Origin of the sequence: Anabaena sp. CCY 9402-a (assembly GCF_963920945.1) — a bacterium.
Classification (GTDB): domain Bacteria; phylum Cyanobacteriota; class Cyanobacteriia; order Cyanobacteriales; family Nostocaceae; genus Trichormus; species Trichormus minutissimus.
The window spans coordinates 26,188-39,863 of record NZ_CAWUDL010000025.1 but is presented as its reverse complement, the minus strand read 5'-3'; the positions used below and the strand labels follow the sequence as shown (position 1 = coordinate 39,863).

The following is a 13,676-nucleotide window of genomic DNA, read 5'->3' as shown; positions in this document are numbered from 1 at the left end:
CCATTCCCAATTCCTAACTTTCTGGTGTAGGTTCTTCCACAGGACGAATAATAGCTGGTGCTGGTGTTACCTCTGGTTGGAAAATTGCCTGCAATGCTTGTTCTAGGGTTTGCGTCATGACAATTCGGTTTTCGTAAGCTACGACTACCCGCACTAAAGTCGGTAGGCTATTTTGAGTTGCTTCTAGATAAATTGGCTCAACATATAGCAAAGATTCCTCAATGGGAATAATCAATAAATTCCCTTGAATAGCTCTAGAACCTTGACGATTCCATAGAGAAATTTGTTGAGAAATTACTGGGTCTTGATTAATGCGGGCTTCAATTTGTTCTGGCCCATATACTAGGCGTTCTTTGGGGAAATTATATAACAGCAACTTACCGTAGTTTTCCCCATCCGATCGCGCTGCTAACCAAGCAATTAAGTTAGTCCTTTGCTTCGGTGTGTAGGGTAAGAGCAAAATAAATTCTTCAAAGGGGACACCGGGTAGGCTGGTAATCAAATAATAAGGGTCTACCAGACGGGACTCACTGCCATAAATTTCCTTGGGTATCTGCCACAGGTCTTCCCGGTTGTAAAATACTACGGGATCTGTCATGTGGTAGGTCAACAACCGTTCAGATTGAATTGAGAAGAAGTCTACCGGATAGCGGATATGTTTGCGGAGCATGACCGGCATATCACTGAAGGGTTGGAACATATGAGGAAATATAGCCGACCAAGTGGCAATGATAGGATCTCTTGGGTCAGCAATATAAAATTTCACTGTGCCGTTGTAAGCGTCAATGACGATCTTGACTGAGTTACGAATGTAATTAATGCCTTCGTTATTGGGATCGGAGTAGGGATAGCGATCGCTAGTAGTATAAGCATCCACAATCCAGTAAAGATAATTTTCAATGCCAGGAAACTCTGGATTAGCTTCAGCACTGACTAAATAGGGGTCACTGTCAAATTTTAAAAAAGGTGCGATCGCGCGAATTCTTTGCTTGACATTCCGCCGGAACAATACTTTAGTATCCGGTAAAAAGTCTCGTGTAAACAACATTTGCCAATCTTTCAAATATGCGGCAAATAACAACCGTCGCCAGGTTGCACCAATCCGCACACCACCCAAACCATCATAGGTGTTATAAGCATTGTCACTACCACTGGGATAGTCCAATTCTCTAACTCTTGTGTCTGTCATTACATAATTATTAGTAATCTCACCGTAATAAATTCGGGGTTGCCCAATGGGAATGCTGTCACGAATGGCTTGATTGGCGGTATTTAATGGACTTTCATCACCGCCAGCAATATCTTTGACAAAATATTCTGGTAATCCTCCAGGCCCGACTGTATTTACAGGACTCATCGTAAAGCCGTAACCGTGGGTATAAATTAAATGTCGGTTTACCCATGTTTGTGCCTGCTGGGGGACTGCACTATAGTCTAATTCCCGTGCGGCAATTAGTACCTGTCGCCGTTCTGTAGCCTCATCTATTTCCGAGTCTGGTATTGGTAAGGATCGGGGTGCTGCTGGTCGCCGTGCTTGAACTTCAGTTTCTATGGTGTAGCGATCAATATCTGCATCAGGAAAGCGATAGTAGGGTCGAAATTGTTGTAATTGGCGGTTGGTTTCTAACAGTGGTCGCTGATCCCACAGACGAATATTGCGAATTGTCAGGTCATTGTTTCTAATATCGGCTTCTGTCAGTTTGCCTTGGGGATTAAAATCTTTGGCGTTGATTGAGTCTAAATCAAATGCTTGCCTAGTCAAAGCAATAGTACGCTGAATGTATGGTTCTTCCCGTTGTAATTCGTTGGGTTGAACAATCAAATACTGTACCACCGTGGGCAAGATATTACCTGCTACGACCACGGAAAATAAATATAAACCTAAACCATAAAAGACAAATTGACGATACCGAGATGCTGGCCGCCAAAAGATAGTTCGCCAAAGTAAGTAAGTAGCGATCGCCAACGCCAACCCACACAAACCGTTGTAAACTGGCAACTGGACATGAACATCGGTATAGCTAGCCCCATAACTCACCCCACGGGGAGAATAAACTAGTTCATAGCGACTCAGCCAATAACTGAAAGCTACCAACAACATCAATAAACTACCCATCCCATATAAATGACGCTGTTGCTGGGATGAAAAACCGGGGAATATACCTTGGCTGAGGCTGTCACCTGATAAAAGATAGGTAAGGGTAACAGCCACAAAACCATACAAAAACATCCCCATCAGCCAGATTTCTAGCAGTTCCCACAGGGGGAGAGAAAAGACATAAAAGCTGATATCCAGACCAAATAAAGGTTCAGTGCTATTAAAAGATGTAGGGTGGAAATATTGCAGCACCTTAGCCCAGTTATGGTACATGATCATGCCCAATAAGACGCTGAGAATTACAGCGATCGCATTGAGTAAAAACTGGGAATAAATTAAAATAGCGATCGCTGCACCAATAGCCAAACCTAAATATAAAACTTGACTAAAACTCTGTACGCCTAACTGCCAAAGTGTTTCTAGTCGAAAGGGAACGATGAGGTGAGTTTTGTTAGTAGCAGAAAAATACCCAATAGCAATTTGACCGTAGTGAGCCAGCATTAACCCCACTAATAAGCTCAATATTATAGCTAGGGGTAGTAGCCAGCGTAATTTTAACGGTTTTAAAAGTTTCTCATCGGGTTTGCGAGGCTGACGACGTTGAGCATATTGAGGACTCAGCAGTTTTTTTAATTCGCTACTCAGACTCACCGCCTCTAGCTGAACTTCTTCACTCTCAACAGAGTGGGGATACTTCAGCCGTTGCGCCAAAACCAGATTTCCCAATATATAAGCAGCCGTCACCGCAGTTATGACCACCCATAAACCACCACGAGTCACCAGCCTGACTAAAAATGCTCGCAAATAACCGACTTCCTGAAACCAAAAAATTTCTGCTCCCAAGCGCGAACTGATAACCACGAACATCCACAGCCCCAGGAATACTATTAATATTCTAAAGAACCAGTTCTTAAACATAATTTTAGTAATTGCTGAGTTGTGTTAGCGGTAACAGGGCGTGAGCAGCTTGCTAAGTCAAAAACTTATATTCTATCCCCTAGTTCCCAATCCCCAGTCAACAGTCCCTATTATTTCCTATTTTTAAACCCAATTGAGTATGAGAAAATAGGAATGGGAATTGATTGACTGTTGATTTTTGACTCGAAACAAAAAAGTTCATTCAAGACAGTCTCAACATTTGGTTTTTGGTATCAATCCTGTTAACCAATTTTACTGTCGTTGGTGACTGGTATCTACATTGTAGTTAATACCCAAGCTCAACAACCCCGGAACAGGTAATTGATCAATTGCGTCTCTGCGACCTGTAGCATTGAGTAAATCGACACAATATAAGCACAAATATATAATGCTCAGGGTTTTAATTCCGGTTTATCAGGTGGCATCTACAAAGTAACGCAATCGGAAATTTCTTACTGAGGTTGGTATGAATAGGAGGATTTATATTGGCATGGTGGCATTACCTATCTATTTATCTAATGCCGATGTCAATCTTATCAGTCATAGTGAAGCATCTAGTTTCACAAATCAATCGTTCCCTATAAATGTTGTGGTTGATCAAAAAGCAAATAATCAATCACAGGTGAGGTCATGGCAAATAGCAGATGGACGAGATCAAACAGAGGATTGCTTGCGGAGACGTGACTGCAAAATATAAATTCTCCATCTAGAAATTGTTGCAGCTAAGAGCAAACGGCAGATTGCTTGCTGTTGCTTGTTTGTAAATATTGATACGGCTAAAGATTAAGTTTTTGTTTCAATGAACCCAAGTATATTTTAATATACAAAGATTTTTTTTAGTTGTAGAGGAATAATTTGGTTACAAAAAATATTCAATAGAATATTTGAATGTATTTTTTATATACAAAAAATACATTCAAAATGTACTTCATAGTACCTTTTGAACTGTGAAATATTCTTAATATTGATAACAGGGTATTTGATCAGATCCGATATTTTTGCGATCTGTAAGTTTAATTGTATTTGTACTTATTAAATTTAGTTTTAATTTTTTCTGTTGTATACAAAAGTACAACGAAGCAGCAAAATAACCTGAATTTTGCTGAATTATTGCATAATTTGGATAATAATTCCTAATTTAAAGCATAAATTGCTAAAAAGTAACGTATTTAATTAGTAGGTTTTATATTGGCTAGATGCTAGAGAACCAAGTAGAGATGGTATTAATTGCTTCTCTATAAGATTCCTGTTAGCGTGGCGTGAGCAACGTGCTGACTATTTAGCAATGAGTGCTAATTACAAAATACTCACCTGTAACCTCTATACCTATGCCCCTAGACTTAGAAAAATTTTATCAGGCTTGCAATCCGAGTAGACCACTAATGATCGGCAATAAAAACGATCGCAGGTACTATATTGATTTTGCATCGGTGCGGGGTGGAAAAATCATTGAGGCCTTGCAGCGCACTATTAGCCGCATATCACCGAATGCACCCACCTGTCAATTATTTACAGGACATTTGGGCTGTGGGAAATCTACAGAGTTATTGCGTCTCAAGGCTGAGTTAGAAGAACAGCAATTTCATGTAGTGTATTTTGAGTCAACCCACGTCTTAGAAATGGCAGATGTGGATGTGACTGATATTCTACTCGCGATCGCGGGTCAGGTGAGCGAAAGTCTCGAAGCGATGAAAATCCGCATCAAACCCAACTATTTCACTAAGTTGTTTAGTGAGGTGGTGGATTTTTTGCAAACCCCCATCGACTTGGGAGTAGAAGCGGAGTTATCTGTAGGGATTGCCAAAATTACCGCTAAAACCAAAGAAAGCCCCCAACTGCGTCGCCGCTTGCGTGACTATCTCGAACCGCGCACTCAAAATATTTTGCAGTCCATTAATCAAGAACTATTAGAACGGGCTGACAAAGAACTCAAAGCCAAAGGGAAAAAAGGCTTAGTAGTAATTGTCGATAACTTAGATAGGGTAGCAATTCGCCCTTTACCATCGGGGCGATCGCTGCCAGAATACTTATTTATTGACAGGGGTGAACAGTTACGTAAACTTAATTGTCATGTAGTTTACACCATTCCCTTGGCTTTAACTTTTTCCAATGATAGTGCGGAACTGCAACACCGTTTAGGCGGTGGGGTAGCACCGAAGGTTTTACCGATGATTCCGGTGCGGCTGCGTTCTGGGGAGATTTTTAACCAAGGGCTAAACTTGATCCGCCAAATGGTCTTAGCTAGAGCCTTCCCTGACATTGAGCCGAGCGATCGCTTAAGCTTAATTACAGAAGTGTTTGATAACTTAGAAACACTAGATCGATTGTGCCTGATCAGTGGTGGTCATGTGCGCGACTTGTTGGGGTTGCTGTTTGACTGTCTGCGAGAACAAGATCCACCCTTTGGCCGGGAATGTGTCGAATTGGTGATTCAAAGACAACGGGATTACCGCGTTAACCCGATTGACAGCCACGAGTGGGAGTTAATCTTCCAAGTGGTGCAGCAACAACGGGTTAGAGGTGATATAGAATACCACACTTTATTACGTAGTTTATTTGTATTTGAATACCGCGACCACCAAGGGGCTTGGTTTGCTGTCAACCCAGTTTTAGCCGAGACACAAAAATTTAAGTCATGGTTGAAGGACAATTACCAGCAGATATAAAAGCAGCCAATGAACGGGCTTTACAGAGTTTATGGCGAGCAATCACGCTTTCTTGCGGTCATTTTTCTGTAGTTGTAGTCTGCTGCAATTATCGAGTATTACAAGAGCGTGTTCTGGAATCACTAGATAAATTAGCGGTTGGGGTAGCCCGCATCCAAAAAGTTGTTTTACCCCACAACACGAGAAGTCTTTACACAGCCCTACATTTTCAGCTTGTGGCTGAGAGTCAACCGCCATCAGCATTGATGGTTTTAGGTTTAGAAACTGTAGATGAAATTGACGATCTACTCAGGTCAATTAATCATATTCGTGATGAATTACCCAAACGTCATGACTTTCCTATGGTTTTTTGGGTAAATGAGCAGGTTTTGCAGAAATTGGTGCGTTTAGCTCCCGATTTTGCCAGTTGGGCGGCGACACCGATTCGGTTTGAAATGACTACTCCAGAGTTGCAGCAGTTTTTGCAACAAGAAACTGACTCTTTGTTCGCCAAGGTATTAACCAACGAGCCAGGACAACGCAGAGCAGCACAAGTTACAGAAAATTATTCCACCCTAGAACAAGTTTGGGAACATAGTGATGAACTCCACTGGGCTATAAATGAACTACATGAGCGTGGGATTACCCTAGAGCCAGAATTACACGCTAGTTTAAGGTTTGTTTTTGGTCTGGATGATTATGTGAGTAATCGCATCCACTACGCCTTAAATCATTTTCGCCAAAGTCTACTGGTTTGGCAACAACTAGTAGCTAGTGAAGATACAGGAAATAAAGCTGATGAGGGTGTATTTTCTTCTCCATCTCCCCCCAATCCCCCATCTCCCCCCTTACTTAGACAGGGAGTGTTGCTATTTTATATTGGGTTGTGTCATTGTCGTTTAGCCGAGCAGAACAAGTTAGAAAACCGTTCCCATTGGGAAGCAGCCAAATCTTGCTTAGAACAAAGCTTGCAGATTTTACAAGTGGCGCAAAGACCCGATATCGCGGCGGAATTTATCGGTCAATTGGCGGAAGTCTTGGAACATCTAGAAGAGTGGGACGAATTACAGATAGTCGCCGAAAATGCTCTAGAGTTACATCAAACTTACGGTAGTCAAATTCAGCTAGCTTGTGACTATGGTTTTTTAGCACAAGTCGCCGTCCAAGCATCGCGTTGGTTACAAGCGAGTATTTTAGCCCATGTTTCCCTACTCAAGTTAGATGAGTCACAACAAAACGACACTCAACCCCATGATTGTCTATTTCCTCTGCTATTAACGCAGATTTATTACCTAGTCTTAGCCAAAGCCCAGCAAAAATTGGGTGAAAAAGTAGTGGCGCAAGCATATTTAGATAAAGCTGCTCAAGCATTATCCATAGCTTTAGAAAATAGCACGCATCAATATGATGCCCATCGTTATATTAGAATGCTGCGGCAATTGCGATCGCTCTACTTTGAAGCCGGGCGTTATTTAGAAGCCTATTGCATCCGCCAAAAACGCCGTTCTGTAGAACAACAATACGGCTTTCGGGCTTTTATCGGTGCAGGTCGTTTGCAACCCCAGCGACAAGCTACCAACCCAGCTTTAATGTCACATTCAGGAAGTAGTAGCATCGCTTTAGAAATAGCAGCTTCCGGTCGGGAACGAGATATTAATAACTTAATTGGCAGAATTAGCCGCGCTGACCAAAAACTGATCGTGATTCATGGCCCCTCTGGGGTGGGTAAGAGTTCCACCGTCACCGCCGGGTTAGTTCCAGCGTTGCAAAATCGCGCTATTGGTGATCAAATTGCTGTGCCTGTAGTGCTGCAAGTTTACACCGATTGGGTACGAGAATTGGGTAAATCTTTGAATGTGGCAATTTCTCACCTCCAAGGGGATGCAGCTATTCCAAAAGTAACGGAAACACCTATAACTATTGGCTATATCTTAGAGCAATTACATCAAAATGCTGATAATCATCTCATTACAGTTTTAATTTTTGATCAGTTTGAAGAATTTTTCTTTGGCTGCACTGACCGCCAACAAAAACAACAATTCGATCAATTTGTGAGTGACTGTTTAAATATATCTTTTGTCAAAGTCATTCTGTCTTTAAGAGAAGATTATTTACATCAGTTATTAGAATTCAAACATCTTTCTCATCTAGAAGCCATTAATAATAATATTCTGGATAAACATATCCGCTATCAATTAAATAATTTGTCTCCAGAATACGCCAAAGCAATTATTCAAAAATTAACCGCCCGTTCCCATTCTAATTTAGAATCTGAATTAATTGATGCCTTGGTTGAAGATTTATCAACAGAAATGGGAGAAATTCGCCCCATTGAATTGCAATTAGTTGGCGCACAATTGCAAGATGAAGGCATCACGACTCTAGCACAATATCAGCCATATCGCCCCAATAAACTGATAGAAAGATATATCAAAGCCCTGATCAAAGATTGTGGAGAGGAAAATGAACGGGCAGCTTTACTAGTTTTATATTTATTAACAGATGAAAGCAACAACAGACCCTTTAAAACTCGTGCAGAACTAGGTGCAGAACTGGCAGAATTAGAAGATTCTGCCCAATTAGAATTAGTTTTAAATATTTTAGTTAGTTCTGGTTTAGTCGTTTTGTTTCCCGATATGCCAGAACGTTATCAACTAATTCACGATTACTTAGTAGATTTAATTCGTTACTTGCAACAACAAGAATCAAGCTTCCAAGCACAACTCAACCAACTGCGTCACAAAGTCGAACAAAGCCAAACAGAAATTGAACGACTCAAACGCGAACTCCGGCAAAAAAAGCAGCAAGGCAAACTTACAGATTTTCAACCCCAGCAAGGATTAGATTTAGTCACAGAATTGCGAGATTTACGTAAGCGTGAAGAATTGAGTCAACTAGAAATAGAACAACTCCGCGCTGAACTCAAAGAAAAAGAATTAACCGCCCAACTTGCAGAAAGTCAAAAACAGCAAAGACTCAGTGAAGCGAAATTAAATCGTTCACTCACAATTGCTTTGGGGGCTTCTGTATTTGCCATATTGGGGTTAAGTATTTCGATTATCACCGCCGTAGATAGCGAAATTAAAACTTTGAGTGTTTCCAGTGAGGCGTTATTTGCATCCCAAAAGGGTATTGATGCTTTAAAAGAAGGGATAAAAGCGGGGCGCAAATTACAACGGGCTGTTTGGGTAGACCCTTACACCAGAGAAAAGGTACAAACAGCACTATATCAAGCAGTTGTAGGAGTGAAGGAATATAACCGTTTAGAAGGACATACTTCTGGTGTTAACAGTGCTTCATTTAGTCCTGATGGGTCGTTAATCGTCTCAGCTAGTGCTGACAACACCCTCAAACTCTGGCGTGCTGATGGTAGCCTAGTTCCGACGACATCCCAGCATACTCAAGTAGTTAATCATGTTAGCTTCAGTCCTGATAGTCAAACATTCGCCTCAGCTAGTCAAGATAATACAGTTCAACTGTGGAATCACAAAGGGGAACTGCTGACAACCCTATCAGGACATACAGCAGGGGTGAATAGTATTAATTTTAGCCCGGATGGCCAGGCGATCGCCTCCGCCAGTACCGATAAGACAATTAAACTCTGGAGTCGGGATGGTGAATTACTCCAAACCCTTACAGGACATCGGGATGTAGTTCAAGCTGTAGCGTGGTCGCCAGATGGTCAAACTCTAGTTTCAGTCAGTGCTGACAAAACTATTAAGCTGTGGAAGCGTGACGGACAAATCCTCAAAAGCTGGAATGGTCATGAGGATGTAATTTTAAGTGTCGCTTGGTCGCCCGATGGTCAAATTATTGCTAGTGCGGGTTTAGACCAGAACATCAAACTTTGGAATTTCCAAGGGCGACTTTTGAAAAACATTACAGGACATACCGGGGGAGTCACCAGTGTCAGTTTTCGCCCTGATAGTCAGACAATTGCTTCCGCAAGTACCGACGAAACCATAAAACTTTGGACTTTAGAAGGTTTGTTGTTGGGGACGTTGAGAGGACATAACAATTGGGTAAATAGTGTTAGTTTCAGTCCTGACGGTCACACCTTAGTTTCTACCAGTCGAGACAAAACAGTCAAACTTTGGCGTTGGGACGATGTATTGCAGCCTAACCCCCAAACTAATAATGATCATGTTGGGGTAACTAGCATTAGTTTTAAACCCAATACTCAAACAGTAGCTGCTGCTAGTCGCGACCATACAGTGAAAATCTTGACTCATGATGGCAAACTCTTGCAAACTCTCAAAGACCATAAAGACATAGTTTGGGGTGTAGCTTGGTCTGGAGATGGTCAAGTTATAGCTTCAGCAAGTAGAGATAAAATGGTGAAATTATGGAGTAGAGACGGTAAATTGCTCCATACACTCATAGGTCATACAGATACAGTTTGGGGTGTAGCCTGGTCGCCAGATCATCAAATCATAGCTTCAGCGAGTGAAGATCAAACAGTGAAGTTATGGAGTCGAGACGGTAAATTACTCCGCACCCTGAAAGGTCACAAGGATGCCGTAAATTGGGTTAGCTTTAGCCCCGATGGTAAATTACTGGCCTCCGTCAGTGATGATTTAACTGTGAAACTCTGGAATCGGGATGGTCAACTTCTACACACCCTCAAAGACCACAACCGCCAAGTTAACGGTGTAGCTTGGTCGCCTGATAGTAAAATTGTGGCTTCCGCAAGTATTGACAGCACCATCAAACTGTGGCGATGGGATGGTCAGTTGTTAAAAACTCTATCTGGAGATGGCAATAATTTTACTAGTGTCATTTTTAGCCCCGACGGTCAGACTTTAGCCGCTAGTAGTGAAGAGCAAATCAAGCTGTGGAATAGGGAAGGGACTTTACTCATTTCCTTAAAAGGCGACAAGGAAAAGATAACCAGCGTCAGTTTTAGCCCCGATGGTGAAATTTTGGCAGCCGGTAGCGGTAATGGTAGGGTAATTTTTCGCAACTTAGCTGATTTAAAATTAGCCAATCTCCTGGAGAGGGGTTGTGATTTTCTCCAGGATTATTTACAGACTAACTCTAAATTAACTGCAGGCGATCGCGCCTTATGTCCCAATAAATAGTCACCCCTACGCCCTCAACTATTTTCTTGCATAAATGCCTGGAGCATAAGCTTCAATTACTCTACCGGTCTTAGTGCAAGATATCATCAAGTAATCACAACTATGGCATTGTGTTCTAGTTAATTGGCTATCAGAAATATAGTGACGTTCAGCCCCACTACCACAGTTTGGGCAGTAAATTTTTTGTACTATCTGCATTGTGAACCCCGGTTGTAATGATGGTAAATGCGAAAAAAATGCTATTGTAGCTAAAAAATTTTATTAACAGAGAAAATTTTAAACAACTAAAATTTTAGCTGTCTATCTTAAACAAGGTTGTCAATTTGAAAATTGGGCGGAATTATTGGTTATTATCTTAACTTTCCGGTGATTTGACCATCCTACTAGAGATATAAGAATTAATATTTTATAGAACGTTCCTTAGAATTTGACTGATCCCGATGGGTAATATCTTGAGATAAAGGTATTAACAGTCATTTCCAAAAAACTAAAAAGCTATCTTTGTATTCAAATGTCAAAATTAGCTAATTACTGTAGCTTTAGTAACAAAATTACTTTCTTAAGGTTTAGTTAATCTTTCATTTAATCTAAAACTTACAAATTAGACATCTTGGATCTGTGAAACTAGACAGAGCGAGCAAAAAACAAACATATTATGGGGTAGTTGACTATCTCAAACAAAAACTGCTGCTTTAAGCTGACGATAAGGGCAACTCAGAAAACACTCTTGATTACCTGTGATCCCTAACAACACAGTATCCTGAGCAACAATGATTAATTTTTTGAAATAGTACGACCTAACCATAGTTCCCAGAAAATTCAAGGAATCTAGGTTGATTTTCGTAGAATATCGTCATCAGAATATTTGGAAAACGTAGTTTTTCACTCAGCACTCAGCACTCACCACCGGCTAAACGCCGCGCTACCGCTAACAGCACCAACCACTCAGCACTGTAAAGGAATAGGAGGATTATCAGGCGATCGCAGCCAGCAACAAATTGAGAGTCACCCAAATAAAGAGAAAATCTGAGTCAGGAGATATCTTGGCTCAGATTTGTTGGTGCTGTTCTGTGTCCCTACTAACTACATCAAGCATTTTGAGGATTTCGTAAATTCTGACTAAATTTTTCCATAAATTCTCTATTTTGAATTTTTATAACCATCATCCAAAAATTTATTATTAATGAATTGACTTATTACTATTTAATAAAATACAATTTTAGATTGTCTGTCTTATTCCTGCTCGGATCAGGTAGACACCATGCAAATGCTGACACAATCATTTTCAGTCAGCTACCTGTACGGCAACCTCAAGGACGATTTAATGACTTACGCGATTATTGAAACTGGCGGCAAACAAATTAAAGTTGAGCCAGGTCGTTTTTACGATATTGAACTGCTCGCTGTCGAGCCAGATGAAAAAGTTACAATAGATGCAGTCTTACTAGTGCAGCATGACGGCGAAGTCAGCATTGGACAGCCGTTAGTCTCAGGTGCAACAGTGGAAGGTACTGTAATGCGCCATCTGAGAGGCCGCAAAGTCCTGGTTTACAAAATGAAGCCCAAAAAGAAAACCCGCAAAAAACGGGGGCATCGCCAGGAAATTACTAGACTGATGATTGATTCCATTACCATTAACGGTACAGTCTTCACTGCTCCAGCAGAAATGACTGCTGAAGTTGTGGCGGAAGTTGCTGCTGAAGTTGTGGCTGCTGAATAATAGTCAAAAATAAGCAATAAAAGAAGGAATTTATGGCTCATAAGAAAGGAACGGGTAGTACGCGCAACGGACGCGATTCTAATGCTCAACGTCTAGGTGTGAAGCGGTTTGGTGGACAAGTTGTAATTGCGGGAAATATCCTCGTGCGTCAACGTGGTACTAAGTTTCATCCTGGTAACAATGTTGGTATTGGCAAAGATGACACTCTATTCGCCTTAGTTGATGGTGTAGTTACCTTTGAAAGAAAGGGTAAATCCCGCAAAAAGGTCAGCGTTTATCCAGCAGTTGCAGCAGAAGTAGTAGCTAGCTAAAATTTAGCTTGGGCATAGTCGCCCAAGCTAAATTTTAACGGTTGTAGATTTTGAAGCAGAAAAGCTACCACCATAACTGCTGTACAACTACTGTATGTATTATTCCGCCCAAACCAACACCTGCGATTGAAAAAACAGATGTAACTATAAAAGCTTGTCCTTCTTTAAAACCGGCTGATTGAAAATCAATTCTCGCTAGGATGGCAGAAGAAATAATCAGCAAAGTATCAAGAAATACTCTAAACCAGGCAAGCATCATAAAAAATAAAAATGCCCCCAATATAGTAGCGACGAAAGTCTTAGTATTTGAACCCAGCAAAATACTAGAGTATTTTGCCAAGGTTGAATAAGGCGCAGTTAGAGTACCAACCAAAAGCAGCAAACTCAGTACAACCACAAGCCAAACAAACAAGGGAGCTTGTATATCAGATAATGCCCAACCCAAGGTACTATAGCTAAGAAGTAATAGCCCTAGGGCTATCCAAGGAATTTTTGTGACGATTGACATGGGCTGGTGATGATTGCAATTTATTTAGTCTAAATTAGTTCTTGCACCACTGAAGAGTTAGTGATTTGTATCATGGCTTGCTCACATTCACAGCATTTTTTGTAGTCATGATGAAAGCCGCCAATTCATTAGTGTCAGTGCAAGTCCTAATCTATTGGGTATAGCCAAACTCATCTCCAGAGAAAGCTGAACTGATCTAGATATATTGTGGCATTATATAGCTTAAACTATAAGCTTATCATCCCATTTATTGTAGATACAACCAATAAATTTTCGTTCTCTGGCAAAAAGTTCAACAAATTTTTGCAGAGAATTACGGTCAAAATTAGTTAAATATTTTCGTAAACATTTGTAAACTGGTAGCAGCAGAGTAGCTAAATCTCACATCTTGTTTA

At 40.9% G+C, this 13,676-nt stretch carries 8 protein-coding genes; 5 read left to right on the top strand and 3 right to left on the bottom strand.

Annotated elements, in window-relative coordinates:
* Positions 1-13: 13 nt before the first annotated feature.
* Positions 14-3,016: a UPF0182 family protein gene (locus ACM0OR_RS11470; RefSeq protein ID WP_414576305.1), complete on the bottom strand. Its 3,003-nt coding sequence runs from the start codon at positions 3,014-3,016 to the stop codon at positions 14-16.
* A 466-nt stretch (positions 3,017-3,482) separates the two neighbouring features.
* Between ACM0OR_RS11470 and ACM0OR_RS11465 the strand changes: the two genes are divergently transcribed.
* The 3 genes from ACM0OR_RS11465 (at position 3,483) to ACM0OR_RS11455 (ending at position 10,742) form a co-directional block, all read left to right on the top strand.
* A complete protein-coding gene (locus ACM0OR_RS11465) occupies positions 3,483-3,713 on the top strand; it encodes a hypothetical protein (protein ID WP_323268001.1) in 231 nt (76 codons plus the stop codon).
* A gap of 631 nt (positions 3,714-4,344) precedes the next feature.
* A complete protein-coding gene (locus tag ACM0OR_RS11460) occupies positions 4,345-5,682 on the top strand; it encodes a P-loop NTPase fold protein (protein WP_190700715.1) in 1,338 nt (445 codons plus the stop codon).
* Positions 5,652-10,742: an eIF2A-related protein gene (locus tag ACM0OR_RS11455; protein WP_414576304.1), complete on the top strand. Its 5,091-nt coding sequence runs from the start codon at positions 5,652-5,654 to the stop codon at positions 10,740-10,742. The genes ACM0OR_RS11460 and ACM0OR_RS11455 overlap by 31 nt, the downstream gene beginning before the upstream one ends.
* An 18-nt stretch (positions 10,743-10,760) precedes the next feature.
* Here ACM0OR_RS11455 and ACM0OR_RS11450 read toward each other — a convergent pair whose 3' ends face one another.
* Positions 10,761-10,940: a replication restart DNA helicase PriA gene (locus ACM0OR_RS11450; RefSeq protein WP_237990313.1), complete on the bottom strand. Its 180-nt coding sequence runs from the start codon at positions 10,938-10,940 to the stop codon at positions 10,761-10,763.
* A 1,126-nt stretch (positions 10,941-12,066) separates the two neighbouring features.
* On the opposite strand from ACM0OR_RS11450, the gene rplU reads away from it, so the two are divergent.
* Together rplU and rpmA are read left to right on the top strand one after the other, a co-directional pair.
* Positions 12,067-12,462, top strand: a complete 396-nt coding sequence (rplU, locus tag ACM0OR_RS11445) for a 50S ribosomal protein L21 (RefSeq protein WP_190700809.1) — start codon at positions 12,067-12,069, stop codon at positions 12,460-12,462.
* A 32-nt stretch (positions 12,463-12,494) separates the two neighbouring features.
* Complete coding sequence (gene rpmA, locus ACM0OR_RS11440; protein ID WP_323267999.1) at positions 12,495-12,773, top strand: 50S ribosomal protein L27; 279 nt, start codon at positions 12,495-12,497, stop codon at positions 12,771-12,773.
* Positions 12,774-12,837: 64 nt separating this feature from the next.
* Here the strand turns inward: rpmA and ACM0OR_RS11435 are convergent, their stop codons facing one another.
* Positions 12,838-13,281, bottom strand: coding sequence for a hypothetical protein (locus tag ACM0OR_RS11435; RefSeq protein WP_414576303.1), 444 nt, complete (start codon positions 13,279-13,281; stop codon positions 12,838-12,840).
* Positions 13,282-13,676: the final 395 nt, after the last annotated feature.

Coding starts and splice junctions, on each gene's coding strand:
- ACM0OR_RS11470 (WP_414576305.1), bottom strand. CDS start 3,016: ATGTTTAAGAACTGGTTCTTTAGAATATTAATAGTATTCCTGGGGCTG.
- ACM0OR_RS11465 (WP_323268001.1), top strand. CDS start 3,483: ATGAATAGGAGGATTTATATTGGCATGGTGGCATTACCTATCTATTTA.
- ACM0OR_RS11460 (WP_190700715.1), top strand. CDS start 4,345: ATGCCCCTAGACTTAGAAAAATTTTATCAGGCTTGCAATCCGAGTAGA.
- ACM0OR_RS11455 (WP_414576304.1), top strand. CDS start 5,652: ATGGTTGAAGGACAATTACCAGCAGATATAAAAGCAGCCAATGAACGG.
- ACM0OR_RS11450 (WP_237990313.1), bottom strand. CDS start 10,940: ATGCAGATAGTACAAAAAATTTACTGCCCAAACTGTGGTAGTGGGGCT.
- rplU (WP_190700809.1), top strand. CDS start 12,067: ATGACTTACGCGATTATTGAAACTGGCGGCAAACAAATTAAAGTTGAG.
- rpmA (WP_323267999.1), top strand. CDS start 12,495: ATGGCTCATAAGAAAGGAACGGGTAGTACGCGCAACGGACGCGATTCT.
- ACM0OR_RS11435 (WP_414576303.1), bottom strand. CDS start 13,281: ATGTCAATCGTCACAAAAATTCCTTGGATAGCCCTAGGGCTATTACTT.